Source organism: Betaproteobacteria bacterium, from assembly GCA_016720925.1.
Classification (GTDB): Bacteria; Pseudomonadota; Gammaproteobacteria; order Burkholderiales; family Usitatibacteraceae; genus UKL13-2.
In genome coordinates, this window is sequence record JADKJR010000036.1 from 225,472 (window position 1) to 250,128 (window position 24,657).

Genomic DNA, 24,657 nt, shown 5'->3' on the forward strand with positions numbered 1-24,657 from the left:
TGACTTTCGGAGAGTTGTGATGAGATACGCAAATTCCCTCAATTCGGCTACCGCCGCGGCGCGAGCGGCCTCGCGTGTGACATTTGTCGCACTGATGCTGGCAACCGTGTGGATAATCTCGGCAATGCAAACGGGTACGGCATTTGCGGCGATGGCGCCAGCGAATTCCGTCATCGGCAATCAGGCCTCGGCCACGTACGTAGACAATACGGCGACCACACGCACATCCACATCTAACACGGTGCAAACAACGGTTGCGGCGGTCAAGAGTTTCACGTTGACCACGAGCGGTGCGCGCAATGCGCCGCCCAATGCGCAAGTCTGCTATCCGCATACGATTTCCAATACCGGTAACGGGCCGGACACATATGCACTAAATCCGGCAACAACCGGCGGCATGTTCGCGCATACCGGACTGGTTTACTACCTCGATGCCGACCAGAATGGTCAGCCGGATTCGGGTACGCCGATCACTAGCTCAGGGCCGGTCAATGCCAATACGACCTTCAGTTTTGTCGTATGCGGTACCACGCCGCCTTCGGCCGCGCTCGGTCAACAGGGGACGATCATCGTTTCGGTGACAGATACCAATTCACCCGTGCCGACGACATCAACCAACACTGATACGACGACCATTCAGCCGGCCTCAATCACCGTCAACAAAAAGCTGTCCAGCGTGCCGCCCCCTGGATACACGCCGGTGGCAACCGGCACGAGTCCAAACGCCGGTCCACTTTATGTCATTCTCGATTACACAAACAATGGCACGATTCAGGCGGATGGACTTGTACTGCGCGATGTGCTCCCGGCGGGCATGCTCTACGTCCCGGGATCAGGAAGGTGGAGCGGCAGTGGCGTAGCGCCGATGACGGATGTCGCGGGTGGCGATCCGGCGGGCGTCATTTACCAGGCGCCGACCACGGCGGTAAGCGGAACGGTTGACGCTACCGTTACCAGCGTCGCGGGGTCGACTTCCGGCAACATGTATTTCCAGGTAACGATTGCGAGCGGCCTAGCTCCGACGCCGGCCAGTCAGGCGCCAACCACCAACACGGCTGACTATCGCTACAGTTATCAATTCGGTGGAAACACCTACTGCGTGAACGGTTTGACGACCACCGTAATTGCATTGCCCAATGCCGGCGCCAGTTGCCCGACAACGACGGGCACGACGAACACCGTCGTTTACACTGTACTGCAAACGGCGGGTGTCTCGGCAAACGGGTCGACGACCAATACCGGTGCCGCGGTGGGCGAACCGGTGACGGTTGCCTCCGCAGCGCCCGGCCAAACGATCAGCTGGACCGACGTGATTTGGAATACGGGCAGCGGTGGCGATAGCTTTGACGTTTCGATCCTGAATACGCCTTTGAACGGTACGGGCTGCGCACCGGCAAATGTGGGCGCGAACGCCTGCACCTTTCCCACCAACACAACTTTCAGCATTTTGTCTGCCAACGGCATGACGTCACTTCTGGATAGCAACGGCAACGGCACACCGGATACCGGCACCATTCCGCAGCCGTCTGGAGGCGTATGTCCGGCGCCATATATCGTCAGTACGACGCTGCCACTGCGCTGCGGTTATCAGGTTGTCATTACCGCTAGTATTCCGGCGGGCGCGACGCCGGGCAACAACGGCGGCAGCGGCTATCGTGTGGCTGTACAGGGCACCTCATTCTTCAACAACGCCGTTGTGGATACCGTGCCAAACGTATTGACGACGATAGCCTCCAATACAGTTGATCTGACCAACAACGTGTCCGTTGTTGGTGGGGCAACGGTTGCGAATGGCCTGGGGCCGGATGACCTTGCGGTGAAGACGACCAACAGCGTCACACCCGCGACGGCCGCGACCAGTACCACAACGTTCAGGCTGTTCGTGAATAATACGGGAGCAACCGCGGCAGTATTTAACCTGGGTTCCGCCTGGATCTCGGTGCCCGCCGGCATCAATCCCACGCCAACGGGCTGGTCGGTCACATTCCGTGATGACGGCGGTGGCGGCGCTGTGCGACAACGACAGGTGGCGCCGTTACGTCCACCGGTGCGGTTCCGATCCCGTCATTGGGCAGCAAGCTCATTTGTGCCGAAGTTGTCGTGCCTGCGACGTCAACCCCCAGTGTTGCTCCCAACGCTGGCCCAACAGCTGCCATACCCGGCAACTACGTCATTTCGTTCAACGTCGTTCAGCAGGGCGCGCCGGCGGTTACGGATAGCAAGCGCGACCAGATCACTATTTTGCCGCTTCACAGCGTAACGCTGACTCCCAATGGCGCGCAGAGTACGGTACCCGGTGGGTCGGTCACCTATAGCCACACCCTGACGAATAATGGCAACTCGACAGAAGCCATTACATTCCCCGGCGCGTCCTTTCTGACGAATAGTCAGGTGCCCGCGAATGCCTGGACGTCGACTGCCTACATTGATTCAAACATGAATGGAACGCTGGAGATCGGCATAGATACGCCGATCACGGCAGGCGTTACCACATTCAATTTGGCGCCGAACGCAAATCAGGTGATATTTGTCCGGGTAAATGCGCCGGCAATGGCAGGCAGTCCACCCAACGTGACCACGCTTACCTCCACCTACAACGCCGGCGGCAGCACAGCATCCGCAACCGACACGACTACGTTGACTGACGGCCTCAAGCTGGACAAATATCAGCAACTTCCCGGCGGTACCGGCTCATGCGTGGTAACGCCCACCGTGACGTTGACGGCAGGTGTGCCGAATGCACCATGGACAAATATGGCGATCGCTGCCAGCGTCAACACGATTCCAGGCAAGTGTATTGCCTACCTGGTTATTGGTACCAATACGGCGGCAGCGAACATCACCACCATCAATGTATCGGATGTCGTGCCGCCGAACACCAAACTGGAAACAGGCTGTGGTGCACCAGCGGTGACTGGCCCCATCGCGATGACGGGCGGGCCGTATGCGAGTGGATTCACGGGAGCCGTTTCGGCACAGTCTTCACCGTTAGCGAGCACACCGCTTCCCCCGACGGGCAACTTCACGCTCCAGTTCTGCGTGAAGATAAATGACATTTAGGCGTCGATGAACCTCATGAACCTCGGAAGTCGGGAGGACAGGCAATCCCTCCCTATTTTCTGGTGCGCCAGAGTTTGTGAACGTTTGTGAAGCAGTTGGAAAAACGTGACCTGGTCGGCAGTACGCAATCGGCAAATTAACTACATTCGTCAGATGACAAACAGAAGGAGTGATGCAAGGACTTCAAATCTACATTCCTCCCAACGGGGGCGGATGGGTGAACTTGTCCTGTTGATGGCGGGCCTTTGCGTTTCTGCGGCATCCTGGGGGCAGATTCCAGCGCCCGGAACAGTGATTGCCAATACGGCAACCAGTACCCAGCAGGTGGGGTTGGTGCCGCAGACTTCGACGACAAACTCCGTGTCGGTGGTCGTCGGCGCCGCCGTACCGACACTGCCGGTAGTCACCAAGAGCTATTCGGCGCCATCGATCGTATCAGGCGCCAGCGTCAGCCTTGTCTTCCAACTGAATAACGCCGCCGGTAATCCATCTCAATCGGGTATTGCGTTCATCGATACGCTGCCGGCCGGTTTGCGATTAACGACAGGGGCGACGTCATCTGTCACCGGTGCAGGTTGCGCTGCGTCGGTCGTGCTGACCGCGCCGTCAACGATTGGCGTATCCGGTGGCGCGATGAGCGTTGGAACGGCCAGCTGCCTGATCGCCATCAATGGCGTAACCAATAGCAGCCCGGCACTTTTAAATAGTGACTGTTCGAGCAATCCGGCTGCCTTTACCAATGGGGCGGCGTCAATTAGCGGTATCGCGAATATCGTCAATGGCGTGACCAACCGTTGTTTGGTTGTAGTCGACGCCAACCGTACCAGGCAAACCAAATCTGAATATGGCGCTGATCAAGTCGTTCAGCACGGATATGGGTGCATCACCAAGCGGCGCTTATACCGTCCGGCTCCGATACCTGAACGTGAGTCATGTAGACGGTCGCAAAACCGATGTCTCCGTGACCGACACGTTGCCGGCTGGGATGCTGCTGGTTCCTGGGTCCTTGCGGGTGCTGCCATCCGGCAATCCGCCCCCGATAGTCTTGTCCGGCACTTCAGGAGCCTTTACCGCCCATGGCGCGAGTGCGACGTACATCGCAACCGGCAATGCAGTCAGCGTCGGATTCTCGCGGTTGGAGCAGGGCGAGTGGGGCCTGGTTGAGTTCGATATCACGATTGCGCCTGGCGTTCCCGTTGATACGGTACTGAAGAATATCGCCCAGGTCTCTTTCGTTGACTTCGAGGGCAAAACGGGACCACCAACGATTTCGAATATCAGCGAGTTCCGCGTGATCGGGACCGAGGCTGTTACCTTGCGCGGAATGACACTGGCAAGTGTTGAGCCCGGCAGCACGGTCACGTTTGACAACTTGTTGACCAACAATGGTTTGCGTGCCGATGCCTTTGACATTTCCCTGGCGGGTTCAAACTTTCCGAGCGGGACGGTATTTAAGCTGTTCAAGTCTGACGGGGTTACGCCACTGGCCGATACCAACGGAAACGGAACTCCCGATACCGGCATTGTTCCCGCGGGCGGGACGTACAAAATTGTCCTGAAAGCACAACTGCCGAATGGCTCTTCAGGGGGGCCGTACTCGGTTACCAAGAATGCGCAATCCGTGACGAATCCGTTGGTGAAGGCATCGGATGTCGATGGCGTGACTACCATCGGCGCGCTTTGCCGCATGGTGCTTGAACCCAACAATTCGGGCCGAGTCGCTCCCGGTAGCTCGATCGTGTACACCCACGTCTTGACAAATGTCGGCAATTGCACTGAGACCGTGACTATTCCAGCCGATTTCCTGAGCAACCTCTCCGCCGGCTGGATTGCCCAGGTATATGTGGACAACGCCCTTGCGGGCGGCCAATCTATTGTCGGGGTGCTTGATGCGACCGATACGGCGGTCACACCCGCGACGACCCTGACTGTGCCGCCCGGTGGACGCGTGGTGTTCCTGACGCGCGTCAGTGCTCCCTTGGGCGCGCCGAATGGTTCGGGAAATACGACCAATTTCCGCGTTGTCGGTGGAAACAGCGGCGTTTTGACGGTTACTGACGTAACCACGGTCGCAAATGGCTCCACGGGCGACATATCCGATGAAATTACCGGGTATATAGATCCCGGATTTCTCCGGCCCACCGTGTGGGGTTTCATTGGTAAGCCGCTCTATTTGCGGGCAAAGGCGCCGTCGTGCAATCTCGATCCGACGCTCATTGAACGTCGCACGATCGTGATCACCGGCCCCAATGGTGAACGCGAGGAAATCATTGCGGTCGAGACGGGACCCGACACCGGGCTATTTGTCGCGGAGCCGATGAATATTCGCCTGCCGCCCGTCGTGCCGGGTGACAAGATTCTGGAAGGACGGCCCTACGACACCTATGACGTTGAACTGACTGGCTGTGGCAAGAAAATCTCCACGACCGTGACTTTGGTCGATCCAAACGGCGTCGTCTTTGATAGTCATACCAACCAACCGATTGCCGGCGCGACGGTGCGGCTAGTGACGGCAAGTGGCGGCAAGTGCACTACTACCCCGGCAAGTGTCAGCACGATCGTAGGCGGCGTGCTGGTACCGGCGCCGAACGTAGTTCTTACGGGCGCCGATGGCCGGTACGATTTCCCTCTCGTGTCGCCGGGTGATTACTGCGTTCTCGTCACGCCACCAAACGGCTATACGTGGGCATCGACGGTCCCGTTCTCGCAACTCCCGCCAGGACGGAATGTAATCGCCACTGGCCCGACGACCGGGGGCTCCTACGGAGGAGTTTTCCGCGTGGGGCCGGATACCGGCCCCGTCATCGTTGATGTTCCGGTTGACGGGGGATTGATAGGCGGCCTGTTCGTGCAGAAAACTGTCTTGAGATCATTTGTCGAGATCGGCGAATTTCTCGATTACAGCGTGGACGTCAAGAATAATACCGGCTACGCGCTCAACCAGAGCGATGTGTTGCTGACCGACACGCTACCCGCAGGTTTTACCTATGCGCCAGGTGCAGCTCGCAGGGACGGCCAACGAATTGCCGACCCTCAAGGCGGTAGCGGTCCTCGGCTGGTATTCAATCTCGGGCGAATGACCAAAGACCAGCAGATCAAGTTCACCTATCGAGTGCGCGTTGGTCCGGGCGCGTTGCAGGGTGATGGTATCAACCGTGTGGTGGCGAGCTATCGCCTGGGTGGTGGCAGTACGCTATACAGCGAGTCAAACGTGGCGACCGCTAAAGTTACCGTGGCGGGCGGCGTATTTACGGATCGGGCGTATATCGTTGGCAAAGTGTTTGCAGATTGCAACAAAGACGGCGTCCAATCTGCGGATGAAAAAGCCACGCAACGTGAATTTGGTGTGCCGGGTGTGCGACTCTATCTGGAAGACGGCACCAACGCCATCACGGATGTAGAGGGCAAATTCAGCTTTTACGGGCTTCTGGCGCACACGCATGTACTCAAGATCGATCGCACGACGGTGCCTGTAGGCGTCGAGCTAAAAGATCTAGTCAGCTTGTCCAGCCGCAATCTGGGCAAGGGCGATAGTCGCATTGTTGATTTGAAGAATGGCGAGTTGCACAAGGCGAACTTTGCAATTGGTGCCTGTTCGGAAGCCGTGTTGTCGGAAATCACTCAGCGCCGTGCTGCCGCTGCCAGTCTGAAGAATGAGTTTGACGGCCGCCTGCAGCAGAGACTTGAAACTGATCCGAACTTGCGCGCCTCGAACGACATCAAGGCGCTTCCCGCGTCAGGTATCGTGGGTACGACTGCACCGACCGCAAATATCGCCGCTCCGGCTGCCTTGGGAGCATCCGTTGATTCGGCAACTTCGACCAATACGTATAGCGCGCCAGCGCCACGATTTGACTCACTGTTCCGTCCGCTGCCTGAGAGTTCACCAAAACCAATCGTCGAGCGCAAGGCGCGAGAACCCGAGGTCCTGCTCGAGAATGTACTGCCACAGGAAGACAATTCGCTGGGATTTATCGGTATCAAGGATGCCAGTATTCTTGCGTTTTCCCAGACAACGGTGCGCGTGAAAGGTGTTGCCGGTACCACCTTCAAGCTCCTCGTCAATGGAAAAGAGATTGCCGACGATCGTGTTGGCAAGAAGGCGTCACTTGCTGAAAAGCAATTGCAGGCGTGGGAATACGTCGGAATTGAACTGGCCGTTGGCGAGAATACCCTTGCGGTAAGGCAATTCGATTCTTTCGGTATTGCGCGTGGCGAAAAAACCATCAAAGTCATTGCGCCCGGTGCGTTGGCGAAGTTGAAAATCGAATTTCCAAATGTCAAAGGCGGCGCGATCGCGGATGGCAGAACGCCCGCCAAGGTGGTCATTCGCTTGGCCGACGTGAATAATGTGCCGGTAACATCGCGCACAGTGGTCAGTCTTTCCGCCACAGCGGGCCGCTGGTCAGTCGATGACCTCAATCCCAATGAACCGGGCGTCCAGTCGTTTATTGAGGGTGGACGCGGCGAATTCGAGCTCATTTCTCCCTCTGAGCCGTCCGAGTCGCTACTGCGCGTGGCCAGTGGGGACCTCCATGCTGAAGCGAAACTTGATTTTCTGCCTGACCTGCGAGAAATGATTGCGGCAGGCGTCATTGAAGGCGTACTGAATCTCCGCAAGTTTGACACGCGCGGCTTTGCGCCAGCACGCGCACAGGATGGGTTTGAACAGGAAATATCCCATTTGTCGCGTTCGTGGGGGGATGGCAACCGCGACGCCGCGGCGCGTGCTGCAATGTTCTTGAAAGGCAAAGTCAAGGGCGAATACCTGCTGACGCTTGCCTATGACTCCGACAAAAATACCAAGGAAAGATTGTTCCGGGATATTCAGCCGGACGAGTTCTATCCAATCTACGGCGATTCCTCTGTGCGTGGATTTGATGCGCAATCGACGGGCAGGTTCTACGTCAGAATTGACAAGCAGAAATCCTACCTGCTGTACGGCGATTTCAATACTTCGCAGTTGAGCGAGGCGCGCAAGCTGTCGAATTACAGCCGCTCACTTACCGGCGTAAAGCATCATTTTGAAAGCGGCCAGGTTAGTGCGAACGTTTTTGCAAGTCGCGACTCGACCAAACAGGTTGTCGATGAGTTCCCGGCAAACGGCACTTCAGGACCGTTTGTGCTGACCAGAATTAGTGGGCTGATCAATAGTGAAAAAATCGAGCTCCTGACGCGCAATCGCAACCAGCCGTCGGTGATCATTCGTGCATTGCCGCAGGCCAGATTTGTGGATTACGAACTCGAACCTCTTACCGGCCGAATTCTCTTCAAATCGCCAATTGCCAGTCTGGACGAGGATTTGAATCCTGTCTCCGTTCGCATTACCTACGAGGTTGACCAAGGCGGCGAGCAGTTCTGGGTGACCGGCGCAGATGTCCAGGTCAAGATTACCGAGAAACTTGAAGTCGGCGCGATGATTGTTGACGATCGCAATCCGCTGGATAAATTCCGGATGGCGGGTGTCAATGCCATCGGACGGCTTGCGGACAAGACTTTCCTGATTGCGGAGCTTGCGCAGACCAGGCGTGAGATTTTTTCCGGCACTTCCAGCACCGCCAGCGCTTTGGCGCAGGGGGAAAAACAAGGAAACGCGCAACGCATCGAGTTCCGGCATGCCAGTGGGAACCTCGATGTCAGTCTCTACGCGGGACGAGCAGAGGCAAGCTTCGACAATCCGGGCGCCAGCCTGACGAACGGTCGCCAGGAGGCGGGCGGCAAACTAGCCTACAAGCTGGACGAGAAAACTCGCGTGCAAGGTGAAGCGCTACACACGGAAGATATCGTTACACGCAGTAAACGCGACGGCGTCATGCTTGGCGTCGAGCGCACGCTCGGAAATGGATTACGCATTGAAGGCGGCATCCGGCATGCGCGTGAATCGCAGCCGTCGCAGCCATTGCAGGCTGTGGCTGGCGCTGCGCAAATGCCCAATGAGGTGACATCGATTCGTGCCCGGGTGACGGGCGAGATTCCTGGTGCGAAGGATGCCGCCGCATATGTTGAAGCGGAAGTGGACGTAAAGGATTCTTCCCGCAAGATTGCGGCGGTCGGCGCAGATTATCGCCTTGGGACAAATAGCCGAATTTACGCGCGGCACGAATTCATTTCCTCATTGACCGGCCCGTATGGACTCAATAGTCAGCAGCGCCAGAATTCCACCGTCGTCGGCGTAAATGCCGATTACATGAAGGATGGCAGCGTATTCAGTGAATACCGGATTCGAGACGCGATTTCGGGCGGTGACGCAGAAGCGGCTTTTGGCCTGCGCAATCTCTGGACATTGTCTCCGGGCGTGCAGTTGCATACAGGGTTCGAGCGCGTTCATGCCTTGTCGGGCAAGGGTGATGCCGAAGCGACGGCGGCGACATTTGGCCTCGAATACACCGCCAATCCGCTTTGGAAGGGCTCGACGCGCCTCGAGTTGCGGACCAGCCACAACAGCGATTCAATCCTGTCGACAGTAGCCGGTGCCGCCAAGCTTGATCGTGACTGGACCTTCCTGGGGCGCAATACTTATTCGCTGATAAGGAACAAGGGGCAAAGCACGGGCGACAACGAACAGGATCGGCTGCAGTTGGGGCTTGCCTATCGCGACACCGACAGCGACAAGTGGAACGCCCTTGGTCGGGTGGAGCATCGCACCGAACATGACGCAACACAGGTGGGAATTGAACTGAAACGAACCGTTGAGTTGATTTCAATCCATGCCAACTGGCAACCGCGACGTCCCTTTACATTTTCCGGTCGCTACGCCGCGAAGTGGGTCAACGAGAAATCGAATGGGCTGGCATCCAAGAACAATGCCCAGCTCATCGCCGGTCGCGCGATCTGGGATATAGCGCCGCGCTGGGATGTTTCCGTGAATGCGTCGGGCATGGTTGGCGACAGGACGCAATCCCGGCACTACGGCGTTGGCATCGAGTTAGGCTACCTGGTCATGGAAAACCTTTGGGTATCGGGTGGATACAATTTCTTCGGCTATCGAGATGATGATCTCGCTTCGGGCGAATACACCAGCAAAGGTGCCTTCGTACGGCTGCGGTACAAGTTTGACGAGGATTTGTTTGCAACCGGCAAATCGGGCAAATCCGTTGCCACCAAAGAAGCCAGTGGCATGAATGCAAATGCCGGTGCCAAGCCGGTATTGGGCACAACTGAACAAAGAGGGGGAGTCTGATTGCCCGCACCGGCGGCGCCAGCTCAAGCGAAAATGACCTTAAGAAATATCATCCACGAAATCGCTTCCGGATATCCGCGCCTGGGGGGCAAGCTCCACGCGGGTCGTGACTTGGTCGTCCGCACCCGATTCTTTGTTTGGCTGTGTGTGTTCACGGCACTATGCGCTTCGTCGCTTGAGGCAACCGCCCAGATTACCCGGCCATTTGCGATTCGCTATACGACAAACACGAATGGCGATATCAAGCTCATTGGCAACGCCTTGATGACGTGCCCTGCATCGGCGAATTGCACGCTTGCACAACAAGGTCTTGCAAACGGCACCGGACTGAACAACAACGATTTTGCGTTGATCGACATCGATATCGACGGGGACGCGACCACGTTTAATTCGTCCGCGGCTACCCTGAGCATGCCGCCTGCGTCAACTGTCCTTTTCGCCGGGCTATATTGGGCCGGTGAATCGACGAGCGCACAGAGGGGTCAGGTGCTGTTGAAATCGCCCAGCGCATTTGGCTATTCAACCGTGACTGCATCGGTGGTCAGTACGGCGACTGGCGCCGCCAACAACTATAGTGGTTTTGCGGATGTGACCGCAGCCGTCGCTGGCGCCGGAAACGGCGTGTATACCGTCGCAAATGTTCAGAGGACCCTTGGGCTTGCTCATTGGGCCGGTTGGGTTTTGACCGTGGTTTACCAGAATAACGGGGAGACGCTGAAAAACCTCGTTGTTTATGACGGCTATGGTTTGGTAAACAACGCGAACCCCATCACGATCGTGCCTAGCGGTTTTTTGACGCCGCTCTCCGGTCCGGTAACCACGCGCGTTGGTGCCGCCGGATTTGATGGTGATCTCGGACTTACCGGTGACGGTTTTTCGGTAAACGGCACGGCGCTGACTGATTCGCTCAATATCACGACCAACTTCTTCAACTCCGTACTTTCCGAAAACGGCGTGCAGTTACCGGGTCGCAACCCAAGTTTCATCAATAATTTTGGAACAGATATTGATCGCGTCAATGTGCCGACCGGCGTCGTGCCCAACGGCGCAACCTCCGCTACATTGCAACTCACGGCGCCAAGTGAAAACTACCACCCCGTGGTTGTGACCTTCGCCACCGATTTGTATGTTCCGATCATTACACAAAACGTCACGAAGACTGTTCAGGATTTGAACGGCGCCCCGCTAGTCACTGGCGACATCATGCGCTGGACCATCGCGATGGCGAATACAGGGCAGGATACCGGCACCAATTTGATCGTAAAAGATGCGATACCAGTGGGTACAACCTACGTACCGGGAACGTTGCGCATTGTCACCGGTGCCAATTCGAGCGTTACCCCAAAGACAGACATTAACCTGGACGATCAGGCTGAGTTTTCAAATGTCCCGGCAACCTGTGCGCCAGTCGCCTCGCCTTGCGTGATCTTTCGCTTGGGAACGGGCGCAACCGCGCTCGCCGGTGGAAACCTGGCATTCGGTGAGGCGACATCGATAAGCTTTGACACAACCGTCAATGCAGGATTGCCGGCGGGAACGCAAATCACAAATTCGGCTACGGTCTCTTACAGCGGTCAGACGCAGGGCCTATCTTTTACGACAACGAGTGCCTCAGCGTCGGGCTCAGTCATTGCGGCACCAGTCATTGCAAAGTCATTCAGCCCGGCGGTCATCAATGTCGGTGGAACTTCGACGCTAACGGTAGTCGTCTCAAACCCCGCGGCGAACCCGGTAACGCTAACGGGCGTCGCATTTACTGACACCTATCCCGCGGGCATCACCAATGCGGCGACGCCGAATCCGAATGTCGTCTGCACCGGCGGATCAACGCCCGGAACATTGACCGGTGGCGTGGCCCTTGGTAACACGATTGGGATGAGCCCGACGGCGACGATTTTGGCAGGGGGTAGCTGCACAATAACGGTCCAGGTGACGGGCACGACGGCGGGCGGCCTCGTGAATACGACCGGAAACGTTTCTTCAAGCAACGGCGGCACCGGCACGACCGCCGCGGCAACATTGTTTGTCGGCAAAGTATCAATCACAAAGGCGTTCTCGGCACCAACGATAGAAGTCGGGCAGAACTCAACCATCACATTTTTGCTCACCAACAACACGGGTGCCGCCGTCGCTGGCGTTGCATTCTCTGATTCTTATCCGGGTGGGTTGGCAAATACTGCGCTCGCGGCAACCAATTCATGCGGCGGAGTTGTGACGGCGGCAAGTGCGACAACCACCCTCACGCTCACCGGTGGGGCGCTCGGAATAGGTGCAAGTTGCACTATCACCAAGCAGGTATCCGGCACGATAGGCGGCATTTTTACCAATACAACGAGTGGCGTGACTCGTACCGGTGATGCGGTGCCCGGCAATCCGGCAACTGCCAGCTATACCGTCGTCGCGGCGCCGACGATTGTCAAATCGTTCCTGCCGAATCCGGTAAACCTCAATGACGTCACCCAGTTGTCCATCACGATTACCAACCCGAATACGACAACGACGATTAACAGGGCTGGCGCTGTGTTTCTGGATACGTACCCGGCGAACCTGGTCAACACGACGGCCGCGTCGGTCACACTCAATTGCTCTGGTGGCTCGACTGCAACGGTGACTGGTGGTACAGGCGCGAGTGGAGGCAGCAATATCGGCCTGTCCAACATGACGCTTGCGCCGGGCGGATTTTGCACCGTCACCAGTGCCGTCCGCGCCAATGCCGCGGGAAATAAGACCAATCCCGCGTTCGTCGCAACATTTGACAATGCCCCCGACCCGACCGCAGCGGCCGCTGTTCTCACGGTTACCACGCTCACCGAGCCCACCGTTACCAAGACCTTCGTGACCAACCCGATACTCGTCGGCGGCTCCAGCGTCATGCGAATCACCATCACCAATACCAATGCGGGAACACCGATAACCGGCGTTTCTTTTACGGACACTTATCCAGCGGGACTGGTAAATACCGCGACCCCGGGAGCCGTCATCACGCCGGTTGCATCGACCTGCACATTGGGTACCGTGACCGCCGCGCCGAACGGCAACTCGCTGACCCTGAGCGGATTGTCGATTGGCAATGCCGGCGTATGCCGGATTGATGTAAACGTCACTGCCACTGCAACCGTACCGCCCAGAGGCGGCGCCTATATCAATAGCACCGGCCCGATCGCCGTTGCCAATACTCCCCCGGGTCTTGCCGCCAGCGGCACTTTGAATGTGTTGACCCCGCCCACGATTAACAAGAGTTTCACGCCGGCAGCGATTGCAAGCGGCGGATCCTCTGTCCTGACTATTGTTATTTCCAACCCGGGCACAAATCCGAGCGCTCTGACGGGCGTTTCCTTTACAGACGTTTTCCCAGTCGCTGGCGCGCCACCTGGAACGCCGGGGCCGATGACACTGCTAAACAATACGAGCACCAATACTTGTACGGCAGGCAGCACTGCCGGCACGCTACAGAATTCTGCCGGCGGCGCACTTGCCGTCGGCAACGTTGGTATTCGCATCAATCCCGCAGCCGGGGCGACCATCGCGCCAAACGGCAGTTGCACGATCACCGTAAATGTCACTGCTGCCGCGACAGGTAACTATGTCAATACGACATCAACGGTGGTATCTACTGCTCCCGCGCAGACTGGCACCACGGCCACCGCTACTCTCAGCGTTGCCAGATTGGGGATTGCCAAAGCATTCGCACCAACGACGATTGCCAACGGTGGCACATCCACCATCACCTTCACCATCTCGAATCCAACGGGTGGCGCGATCACCGGCCTGGCATTCGCCGATGCATTTCCCGTGGGCATGAGCATGTCATCGGCGATTGTTGGCGGTACATGCGGCGCAAGTGTCGTCAGCAATGCGGCGATCGGCGTCACGAATTTCGCTGTCACAGCCGGAAACGTACCGGTGGCTGGTTGCACCATTACGATCTCGGTCACCAGTAATGTGGCGGGCACGAGCAACAATCAATCCAGCGGCGCATCTTACGCCGGCTTCCCGACGCCGGGCGCGCCGAGCAATATCGCGACACTCGTGGTACAGGCCGCACCGACAGTGGTGAAAACATTTGCTCCGGTGGTCATTGCCCAGAATGGCACGTCGCTGTTGACCATTGCGCTCACAAACCCGAACTCGGTGAATATGACTGCGGCCAGTTTCACGGACACATATCCGGCTGGCATGCTGAATGCCATAGCGCCGGCTGGCGCGACGACCTGTCCGCTCGCCACCGTGACAGCCGCCGCATCAGGCCCCTCTGTAGCAATTTCAGGCGCAACCATCCCGGCGAACAGCACTTGTATCGTCACTGTCAATGTGACTTCCTCGAGCGCCGGCACGTACGTCAATACCTTCCCGGCGCTGGGATTAACGTCGAGTGGAGGCTCGAATGCCAATCCCGCGAGCGCAACGTTAACTGTGCTGCTGCCGCCGACAGTCGCGAAAGCGTTTTCGCCAACCGGAGTGGCCGTCAACGAAAACGCGACGATGACGATCACGCTGACCAATCCCAATTCAACGGCAATTACAGGCGCCGCATTTACTGATACCTACCCGCTAAATTTACGCAACGCTGTTGTTCCAGGCGCGTCAAGTACCTGTCCAGTCGGAACGGTTACGGCATCGCCGAACGCGACCAACCCGGGCTCGCTTGCATTCTCGGGCGGCACCATACCGGCGAACGGATCTTGTACGGTTACGGTGTCCGTGGTTTCCGCCGCTTCCGCGAATTACAACAACAGTACCGGCGCAGTCACGACCAGCAACGCGGGCACAGGTACCAGTGCGAACGCAATCCTGTCGGTCGGTGTGCCAGCCATTGCCAAGATATTCAGCCCCAACCCAATCCTGCTGGGCCTGAACAGCACGTTGACATTTACCCTCACCAATGGCACGCCCACATCGATGACCGGGGTTGCGTTCACGGATACGTTTCCTGTGGCGCCGGCTGCAATGACGATTGCAGCGCCGGTCGTTTCGACCAACACGTGTGGCGGCACCTTCGTACCCACCGGTGGCGCCGCCTCGATTACACTTTCTGGCGCGTCCATTCCGGCCGACAGTTCATGTACATTGAGTGTCGTCGTAGCTGCTCCAGCTGTCGGCACATACAACAATACTTCCGGAATCATTTCAGCCGCAGGCCCATTGAATGGGAATACTGCATCGGCGAGCCTGACGGTATTGCCCGCCCCGAACCTGGGGCTGGCCAAGAGCAACGGCAGCGCCAGCGTGACCGCTGGCGGCACCACCACCTACACACTCACCGTCAGCAACAGCGGCAACGTAGCCACGAGCGGCACCATCACCGTGGTCGACGTGCTGCCGGCGGGCATGACCATCGCGGCGGGCGCGGTCACGCTGGGGGGCGCCCAGGCGGCCAACTGGAGCTGTACCGCCGCCGGACAAAACATCACCTGCACCAGCGCCACCGCCATCGCTGCGGCCGGCAACAGCATCTTCAGCTTCACGCCGGGCATCAGCGCCGGCACCACCGGCACGCTGACCAACCCGGCAAAGTGGGTGGTGGTGGCGACCCGACCAACCCGGCGGCGCCGACACCGGCCACGGCGGGCGTGTGTACCGGCACCAATGTGCCGAGCGAAGGCTGCGCTGTCGATGGGCCGGACACGGTCAACGCGCCCAGCCTGGGGCTGGCCAAGAGCAACGGCAGCGCCAGCGTGACCGCTGGCGGCACCACCACCTACACACTCACCGTCAGCAACAGCGGCAACGTAGCCACGAGCGGCACCATCACCGTGGTCGACGTGCTGCCGGCGGGCATGACCATCGCGGCGGGGGTGCTGGGGGCGCAGGCGGCCAACTGGAGCGTACCGCCGCCGGACAAAACATCACCTGCCCGCCACCCCCGCGCGGCCGGCAACAGCATCTTGCTTCACGCGGGCATAGCGCGGACACCGGCACGCTGACCAACCCGGCAAAAGTGGGTGGTGGCGGCGACCCCAACGGCGGCGCGAGGCGGCGGTGTGTACCGGCACCAATGGCCGAGCGAAGGCTGCGCTGTCGATGGGCCGGACACGGTCAACGCGCCCAGCCTGGGGCTGGCCAAGAGCAACGGCAGCGCCAGCGTGACCGCTGGCGGCACCACCACCTACACACTCACCGTCAGCAACAGCGGCAACGTAGCCACGAGCGGCACCATCACCGTGGTCGACGTGCTGCCGGCGGGCATGACCATCGCGGCGGGCGCGGTCACGCTGGGGGGCGCCCAGGCGGCCAACTGGAGCTGTATCGCCGCCGGACAAAACATCACCTGCACCAGCGCCACCGCCATCGCCGCGGCCGGCAACAGCATCTTCAGCTTCACGCCGGGCATCAGCGCCGGCACCACCGGCACGCTGACCAACCCGGCAAAAGTGGGTGGTGGCGGCGACCCCACCAACCCGGCGGCGCCGACACCGGCCACGGCGGGCGTGTGTACCGGCACCAATGTGCCGAGCGAAGGCTGCGCTGTCGATGGGCCGGACACGGTCAACGCGCCCAGCCTGGGGCTGGCCAAGAGCAACGGCAGCGCCAGCGTGACCGCTGGCGGCACCACCACCTACACCTCACCGTCAGCAACAGCGGCAACGTAGCCACGAGCGGCACCATCACCGTGGTCGACGTGCTGCCGGCGGGCATGACCATCGCGGCGGGCGCGGTCACGTGGCGGCGCCCAGGCGGCCAACTGGAGCTGTATCGCCGCCGGACAAAACATCACCTGCACCAGCGCCACCGCCATCGCCGCGGCCGGCAACAGCATCTTCAGCTTCACGCCGGGCATCAGCGCCGGCACCACCGGCACGCTGACCAACCCGGCAAAAGTGGGTGGTGGCGGCGACCCCACCAACCCGGCGGCGCCGACACCGGCCACGGCGGGCGTGTACCGGCACCAATGTGCCGAGCGAAGGCTGCGCTGTCGATGGGCCGGACACGGTCAACGCGCCCAGCCTGGGGCTGGCCAAGAGCAACGGCAGCGCCAGCGTGACCGCTGGCGGCACCACCACCCACACACTCACCGTCAGCAACAGCGGCAACGTAGCCACGAGCGGCACCATCACCGTGGTCGACGTGCTGCCGGCGGGCATGACCATCGCGGCGGGCGCGGTCACGCTGGGGGGCGCCCAGGCGGCCAACTGGAGCTGTACCGCCGCCGGACAAAACATCACCTGCACCAGCGCCACCGCCATCGCTGCGGCCGGCAACAGCATCTTCAGCTTCACGCCGGGCATCAGCGCCGGCACCACCGGCACGCTGACCAACCCGGCAAAAGTGGGTGGTGGCGGCGACCCCACCAACCCGGCGGCGCCGACACCGGCCACGGCGGGCGTGTGTACCGGCACCAATGTGCCGAGCGAAGGCTGCGCTGTCGATGGGCCGGACACGGTCAACGCGCCCAGCCTGGGGCTGGCCAAGAGCAACGGCAGCGCCAGCGTGACCGCTGGCGGCACCACCACCTACACACTCACCGTCAGCAACAGCGGCAACGTAGCCACGAGCGGCACCATCACCGTGGTCGACGTGCTGCCGGCGGGCATGACCATCGCGGCGGGCGCGGTCACGCTGGGGGGCGCCCAGGCGGCCAACTGGAGCTGTACCGCCGCCGGACAAACATCACCTGCACCAGCGCCACCGCCATCGCTGCGGCCGGCAACAGCATCTTCAGCTTCACGCCGGGCATCAGCGCCGGCACCACCGGCACGCTGACCAACCCGGCAAAAAGTGGGTGGTGGCGGCGACCCCACCAACCCGGCGGCGCCGACACCGGCCACGGCGGGCGTGTGTACCGGCACCAATGTGCCGAGCGAAGGCTGCGCTGTCGATGGGCCGGACACGGTCAACGCGCCCAGCCTGGGGCTGGCCAAGAGCAACGGCAGCGCCAGCGTGACCGCTGGCGGCCCACCACCTACACACTCACCGTCAGCAACAGCGGCAACGTAGCCACGAGCGGCACCATCACTGTGGTCGACGTGCTGCCGGCGGGCATGACCATCGCGGCGGGCGCGGTCACGCTGGGGGGCGCCCAGGCGGCCAACTGGAGCTGTACCGCCGCCGGACAAAACATCACCTGCACCAGCGCCACCGCCATCGCTGCGGCCGGCAACAGCATCTTCAGCTTCACGCCGGGCATCAGCGCCGGCACCACCGGCACGCTGACCAACCCGGCAAAAGTGGGTGGTGGCGGCGACCCCACCAACCCGGCGGCGCCGACACCGGCCACGGCGGGCGTGTGTACCGGCACCAATGTGCCGAGCGAAGGCTGCGCTGTCGATGGGCCGGACACGGTCAACGCGCCCAGCCTGGGGCTGGCCAAGAGCAACGGCAGCGCCAGCGTGACCGCTGGCGGCACCACCACCTACACACTCACCGTCAGCAACAGCGGCAACGTAGCCACGAGCGGCACCATCACCGTGGTCGACGTGCTGCCGGCGGGCATGACCATCGCGGCGGGCGCGGTCACGCTGGGGGGCGCCCAGGCGGCCAACTGGAGCTGTACCGCCGCCGGACAAAACATCACCTGCACCAGCGCCACCGCCATCGCTGCGGCCGGCAACAGCATCTTCAGCTTCACGCCGGGCATCAGCGCCGGCACCACCGGCACGCTGACCAACCCGGCAAAAGTGGGTGGTGGCGGCGACCCCACCAACCCGGCGGCGCCGACACCGGCCACGGCGGGCGTGTGTACCGGCACCAATGTGCCGAGCGAAGGCTGCGCTGTCGATGGGCCGGACACGGTCAATCCGACACCCGTACTGACCAAATCCTTTGGAGCTAATCCGCAGACCATCGGAGTCGGCCAGACAACAACCCTCACCTTCACTGTCGACAACAGCGCAGCGGGTGCGGTGAATCGTACCGCCCTGGGCTTCACCGACACGTTGACGGGTGCCGGATCATTGATCGCCACGGCATCGACCCCGCAATGTGGCGGAGGCAACGTCACTGTGACGGGAGGGAATGTAATCTCGATAAACAATGCAGCTGTCAACGCGGGGACAACTTGCACCATCACAGTTTCCATAACTGGTGTAACCGCCGGCATCTACGTCAACGGTCCCACCAATTCGAGTATCAGCGGAGTCTCTGCAAATCTATCGAACAATGTGACCGATCAGACGCTCAATGTTCAACGTGCCAATGTCGGAAAAACCTTCGCAGCGGCCAGCATTACCGACGGGGCCAGCACCAGCCTCATTTTCACCCTTTTCAACACCGGCACCAACCCTGTGCAGAGTGGAATCAGCGTGAGTGACACGTTGCCGGCGGGATTGAGACTTACGAGTGCAATACCTGCAGTGAGCTATAGCGTCGGCTGTAGTGGGCCTGCGACGGCCGCCTACGCTTTCCCGACTAGGATCCTGTCAGGGCTCACCGGACTGGCGATGGCCAACGGCACGGCGTCCTGCACCGTGACACTGGCCGGTGTGACGAACACCGCCGGTCAAATTGGCACCTGCCCAGTAGCCGCCCAGACCAACCTTGCCACGAGCGTGACCACGACAGGCGCGACCAACGCATCGGCCGACCAATGTCTGAGCGTGACCAAGACCAACCCGGGCGTGGCCAAGACCTTCGGTGCGGCCAGCATCACGGACGGGCCAGCACCAGCCTCATCTTCACCCTGACCAACACCGGCACCAACCCTGCGCAGAGCGGGATCAGCGTGGGCGACACCTTGCCTGCCGGGTTGACGAACACCAGCGCCACCCCGGCGGTCGCCTACAGTGCTGGCTGCAGCGGGCCGGCGACGGCGGCCTACAACAGCGGCACGCGGGTACTGTCCGGATTGAGCGGAGTGGCGATGGCCAACGGCACGGCCAGCTGCACGATCACGGTGGCCGGCATCAGCAACGCGACCGGCCAGACCGGTACCTGTCCGAACGCCGCCCAGACCAACCTGGCGGCGAGCGTGACCACGACGGGCGCGACCAACGTATCGGCCGACCAATGTCTGAGCGTGACCAAGACCAACCCGGGCGTGGCCAAGACCTTCGGTGCGGCCAGCATCACGGACGGGGCCAGCACCAGCCTCATCTTCACCCTGACCAACACCGGCACCAACCCTGCGCAGAGCGGGATCAGCGTGGGCGACACCTTGCCTGCCGGGTTGACGAACACCAGCGCCACCCCGGCGGTCGCCTACAGTGCTGGCTGCAGCGGGCCGGCGACGGCGGCCTACAACAGCGGCACGCGGGTACTGTCCGGATTGAGCGGAGTGGCGATGGCCAACGGCACGGCCAGCTGCACGATCACGGTGGCCGGCATCAGCAACGCGACCGGCCAGACCGGTACCTGTCCGAACGCCGCCCAGACCAACCTGGCGGCGAGCGTGACCACGACGGGCGCGACCAACGTATCGGCCGACCAATGTCTGAGCGTGACCAAGACCAACCCGGGCGTGGCCAAGACCTTCGGTGCGGCCAGCATCACGGACGGAGCCAGCACCAGCCTCATCTTCACCCTGACCAACACCGGCACCAACCCTGCGCAGAGTGGACTCGCGGTGAGCGACACGTTGCCTGCCGGGCTCGACCTGAGCAGTGCGACGCCTGCGGTGAGCTACAGTGCCGGCTGCAGCGGGCCAGCCACGGCGTCCTACAATATTGGTACGCATTTGCTGAGTGGGTTGGCCGGACTGGCGATGAGCAACGGTACGGTGAACTGTACGGTGACGATCGCCGGATTGACGAACACCGCCGGTCAAATTGGCACCTGCCCAGTAGCCGCCCAGACCAACCTTGCCACGAGCGTGGCCACGACAGGCGCGACCAACGCATCGACCGACCAATGTCTGAGCGTGACCAAGACCAACCCGGGCGTGGCCAAGACCTTCGGTGCGGCCAGCATCACGGACGGGGCCAGCACCAGCCTCATCTTCACCCTGACCAACACCGGCACCAACCCTGCGCAGAGCGGGATCAGCGTGGGCGACACCTTGCCTGCCGGGTTGACGAACACCAGCGCCACCCCGGCGGTCGCCTACAGTGCTGGCTGCAGCGGGCCGGCGACGGCGGCCTACAACAGCGGCACGCGGGTACTGTCCGGATTGAGCGGAGTGGCGATGGCCAACGGCACGGCCAGCTGCACGATCACGGTGGCCGGCATCAGCAACGCGACCGGCCAGACCGGTACCTGTCCGAACGCCGCCCAGACCAACCTGGCGGCGAGCGTGACCACGACAGGCGCGACCAACGCATCGGCCGACCAATGTCTGAGCGTGACCAAGACCAACCCGGGCGTGGCCAAGACCTTCGGTGCGGCCAGCATCACGGACGGGGCCAGCACCAGCCTCATCTTCACCCTGACCAACACCGGCACCAACCCTGCGCAGAGCGGGATCAGCGTGGGCGACACCTTGCCTGCCGGGTTGACGAACACCAGCGCCACCCCGGCGGTCGCCTACAGTGCTGGCTGCAGCGGGCCGGCGACGGCGGCCTACAACAGCGGCACGCGGGTACTGTCCGGATTGAGCGGAGTGGCGATGGCCAACGGCACGGCCAGCTGCACGATCACGGTGGCCGGCATCAGCAACGCGACCGGCCAGACCGGTACCTGTCCGAACGCCGCCCAGACCAACCTGGCGGCGAGCGTGACCACGACGGGCGCGACCAACGCATCGGCCGACCAATGTCTGACGGTAAATCAGGATACATTAATCCTGACGAAGGCATTCACGCCGGCAACCTTCATCGACGGCGGCACGACAACATTGAGATTCACCCTGAACAATTCAGGCACTAACCCGGCCCGCTCCGGAATCAATTTCACTGACACGTTGCCTGCGGCCATTCGTGTTGCGGCGGGTAGCGTGCTGGGCAGTTCATCATGCGCCAATGCCGCAACGGTAACGGTTGCGACAAATGGCAGTGGATCGATTGTTGTTACCGGCGCATCTATGGCGCTTGGGCAAGCGAGCTGCACCATTGATGTCCAAGTCACCAACGCGGTCGGGCAAATAAATGCCAGTTGCGTCGGAAATCCGGTGGCGTTTACCAATGCATCAGGAAACATCGGCGCTATTGCGAATATCACCAGCGGCATTTCCCCCAGTTGCGTGACCGTGACCGCGACGGCACCGGGCGTGGCCAAGACCTTCGGTGCGGCCAGCATCACGGACGGGGCCAGCACCAGCCTCATCTTCACCCTGACCAACACCGGCACCAACCCTGCGCAGAGCGGGATCAGCGTGGGCGACACCTTGCCTGCCGGGTTGACGAACACCAGCGCCACCCCGGCGGTCGCCTACAGTGCTGGCTGCAGCGGGCCGGCGACGGCGGCCTACAACAGCGGCACGCGGGTACTGTCCGGATTGAGCGGAGTGGCGATGGCCAACGGCACGGCCAGCTGCACGATCACGGTGGCCGGCATCAGCAACGCGACCGGCCAGACCGGTACCTGTCCGAACGCCGCCCAGACCAACCTGGCGGCGAGCGTGACCACGACGGGCGCGACCAACGTATCGACCGACCAATGTCTGAGCGTGACCAAGACCAACCCGGGCGTGGCCAAGACCTTCGGTGCGGCCAGCATCACGGACGGAGCCAGCACCAGCCTCATCTTCACCCTGACCAACACCGGCACCAATCCTGCGCAGAGTGGATTCGCGGTGAGCGACACGTTGCCCGCCGGGCTCGACCTGAGCAGTACGACGCCTGCGGTGAGCTACAGTGCCGGCTGCAGCGGGCCAGCCACGGCGTCCTACGCTTTCGCGACCAAGATCCTGTCGGGGCTTACGGGCTTGGCGATGAGCAACGGTACGGTGAACTGTACGGTGACGATCGCCGGATTGACGAATACAGGCGGTCAAATTGGCACCTGCCCAGTAGCCGCCCAGACCAACCTTGCCACGAGCGTGACCACGACAGGCGCGACCAACGCATCGGCCGACCAATGTCTGAGCGTGACCAAGACCAACCCGGGCGTGGCCAAGACCTTCGGTGCGGCCAGCATCACGGACGGGGCCAGCACCAGCCTCATCTTCACCCTGACCAACACCGGCACCAACCCTGCGCAGAGCGGGATCAGCGTGGGCGACACCTTGCCTGCCGGGTTGACGAACACCAGCGCCACCCCGGCGGTCGCCTACAGTGCTGGCTGCAGCGGGCCGGCGACGGCGGCCTACAACAGCGGCACGCGGGTACTGTCCGGATTGAGCGGAGTGGCGATGGCCAACGGCACGGCCAGCTGCACGATCACGGTGGCCGGCATCAGCAACGCGACCGGCCAGACCGGTACCTGTCCGAACGCCGCCCAGACCAACCTGGCGGCGAGCGTGACCACGACGGGCGCGACCAACGCATCGGCCGACCAATGTCTGAGCGTGACCAAGACCAACCCGGGCGTGGCCAAGACCTTCGGTGCGGCCAGCATCACGGACGGGGCCAGCACCAGCCTCATCTTCACCCTGACCAACACCGGCACCAACCCTGCGCAGAGCGGGATCAGCGTGGGCGACACCTTGCCTGCCGGGTTGACGAACACCAGCGCCACCCCGGCGGTCGCCTACAGTGCTGGCTGCAGCGGGCCGGCGACGGCGGCCTACAACAGCGGCACGCGGGTACTGTCCGGATTGAGCGGAGTGGCGATGGCCAACGGCACGGCCAGCTGCACGATCACGGTGGCCGGCATCAGCAACGCGACCGGCCAGACCGGTACCTGTCCGAACGCCGCCCAGACCAACCTGGCGGCGAGCGTGACCACGACGGGCGCGACCAACGTATCGGCCGACCAATGTCTGAGCGTGACCAAGACCAACCCGGGCGTGGCCAAGACCTTCGGTGCGGCCAGCATCACGGACGGAGCCAGCACCAGCCCTCATCTTCACCTGACCAACACCGGCACCAACCCGGCGCAGAGTGGACTCGCGGTGAGCGACACGTTGCCTGCCGGGCTCGACCTGAGCAGTGCGACGCCTGCGGTGAGCTACAGTGCCGGCTGCAGCGGGCCAGCCACGGCGTCCTACGCTTTCGCGACCAAGATCCTGTCGGGGCTTACGGGCTTGGCGATGAGCAACGGTACGGTGAACTGTACGGTGACGATCGCCGGATTGACGAATACAGGCGGTCAAATTGGCACCTGCCCAGTAGCCGCCCAGACCAACCTTGCCACGAGCGTGACCACGACAGGCGCGACCAACGCATCGGCCGACCAATGTCTGAGCGTGACCAAGACCAACCTGGCGTGGCCAAGACCTTCGGTGCGGCCAGCATCACGGACGGGGCCAGCACCAGCCTCATCTTCACCCTGACCAACACCGGCACCAACCCTGCGCAGAGCGGGATCAGCGTGGGCGACACCTTGCCTGCCGGGTTGACGAACACCAGCGCCACCCCGGCGGTCGCCTACAGTGCTGGCTGCAGCGGGCCGGCGACGGCGGCCTACAACAGCGGCACGCGGTACTGTCCGGATTGAGCGGAGTGGCG

General features: G+C 61.3%; 12 protein-coding genes. 10 read left to right on the forward strand and 2 right to left on the reverse strand.

Annotation, left to right across the window (positions count from 1 at the left end; all coding sequences use genetic code 11):
- Positions 1-19: 19 nt before the first annotated feature.
- Positions 20-2,260, forward strand: a complete 2,241-nt coding sequence (locus IPP88_23835) for a hypothetical protein (protein MBL0125559.1) — start codon at positions 20-22, stop codon at positions 2,258-2,260.
- Positions 2,242-3,060, forward strand: coding sequence for a hypothetical protein (locus IPP88_23840; protein ID MBL0125560.1), 819 nt, complete (start codon positions 2,242-2,244; stop codon positions 3,058-3,060). Before IPP88_23835 ends, IPP88_23840 begins: the two co-directional genes overlap by 19 nt.
- Positions 3,061-3,551: 491 nt before the next feature.
- Here IPP88_23840 and IPP88_23845 read toward each other — a convergent pair whose 3' ends face one another.
- Positions 3,552-3,839 carry a hypothetical protein gene (locus IPP88_23845; GenBank protein MBL0125561.1) on the reverse strand — a complete coding sequence of 96 codons (288 nt, stop codon included), beginning with the start codon at positions 3,837-3,839 and terminating at the stop codon, positions 3,552-3,554.
- Positions 3,840-3,904: 65 nt separating this feature from the next.
- Here IPP88_23845 and IPP88_23850 point away from each other — a divergent pair, with 65 nt between their 5' ends.
- The 4 genes from IPP88_23850 to IPP88_23865 are packed head-to-tail and all read left to right on the forward strand — an operon-like array spanning position 3,905 to position 16,830.
- Positions 3,905-10,240 carry a DUF11 domain-containing protein gene (locus tag IPP88_23850; GenBank protein MBL0125562.1) on the forward strand — a complete coding sequence of 2,112 codons (6,336 nt, stop codon included), beginning with the start codon at positions 3,905-3,907 and terminating at the stop codon, positions 10,238-10,240.
- A gap of 33 nt (positions 10,241-10,273) precedes the next feature.
- On the forward strand, positions 10,274-15,919 hold the full coding sequence (locus tag IPP88_23855; GenBank protein ID MBL0125563.1) for a DUF11 domain-containing protein: 5,646 nt from the start codon (positions 10,274-10,276) through the stop codon (positions 15,917-15,919).
- Positions 15,916-16,164 (forward strand): DUF11 domain-containing protein, encoded by a 249-nt coding sequence (locus IPP88_23860; protein ID MBL0125564.1) that lies wholly within the window; start codon positions 15,916-15,918, stop codon positions 16,162-16,164. Before IPP88_23855 ends, IPP88_23860 begins: the two co-directional genes overlap by 4 nt.
- Positions 16,165-16,185: 21 nt before the next feature.
- The gene (locus IPP88_23865) at positions 16,186-16,830 is read left to right on the forward strand and encodes a DUF11 domain-containing protein (GenBank protein ID MBL0125565.1); all 645 of its coding nucleotides are present in this window, start codon (positions 16,186-16,188) and stop codon (positions 16,828-16,830) included.
- On the opposite strand, the gene IPP88_23870 is transcribed toward IPP88_23865, so the two are convergent.
- Complete coding sequence (locus IPP88_23870) at positions 16,797-17,081, reverse strand: hypothetical protein (GenBank protein MBL0125566.1); 285 nt, start codon at positions 17,079-17,081, stop codon at positions 16,797-16,799. The two genes, IPP88_23865 and IPP88_23870, sit on opposite strands and share 34 nt — an antisense overlap.
- A gap of 50 nt (positions 17,082-17,131) precedes the next feature.
- Between IPP88_23870 and IPP88_23875 the strand changes: the two genes are divergently transcribed.
- The 4 genes from IPP88_23875 to IPP88_23890 all read left to right on the forward strand — a co-directional run bounded on the left by IPP88_23875 (position 17,132) and on the right by IPP88_23890 (position 24,646).
- Entirely contained in the window at positions 17,132-17,941 is an 810-nt protein-coding gene (locus IPP88_23875; GenBank protein ID MBL0125567.1) for a DUF11 domain-containing protein, read from the forward strand.
- Positions 17,942-18,015: 74 nt separating this feature from the next.
- Positions 18,016-19,860: a DUF11 domain-containing protein gene (locus IPP88_23880; GenBank protein ID MBL0125568.1), complete on the forward strand. Its 1,845-nt coding sequence runs from the start codon at positions 18,016-18,018 to the stop codon at positions 19,858-19,860.
- Entirely contained in the window at positions 19,764-24,482 is a 4,719-nt protein-coding gene (locus IPP88_23885) for a DUF11 domain-containing protein (GenBank protein ID MBL0125569.1), read from the forward strand. Before IPP88_23880 ends, IPP88_23885 begins: the two co-directional genes overlap by 97 nt.
- Positions 24,386-24,646: a DUF11 domain-containing protein gene (locus IPP88_23890; protein MBL0125570.1), complete on the forward strand. Its 261-nt coding sequence runs from the start codon at positions 24,386-24,388 to the stop codon at positions 24,644-24,646. Before IPP88_23885 ends, IPP88_23890 begins: the two co-directional genes overlap by 97 nt.
- The last annotated feature ends 11 nt before the right edge of the window (positions 24,647-24,657 follow it).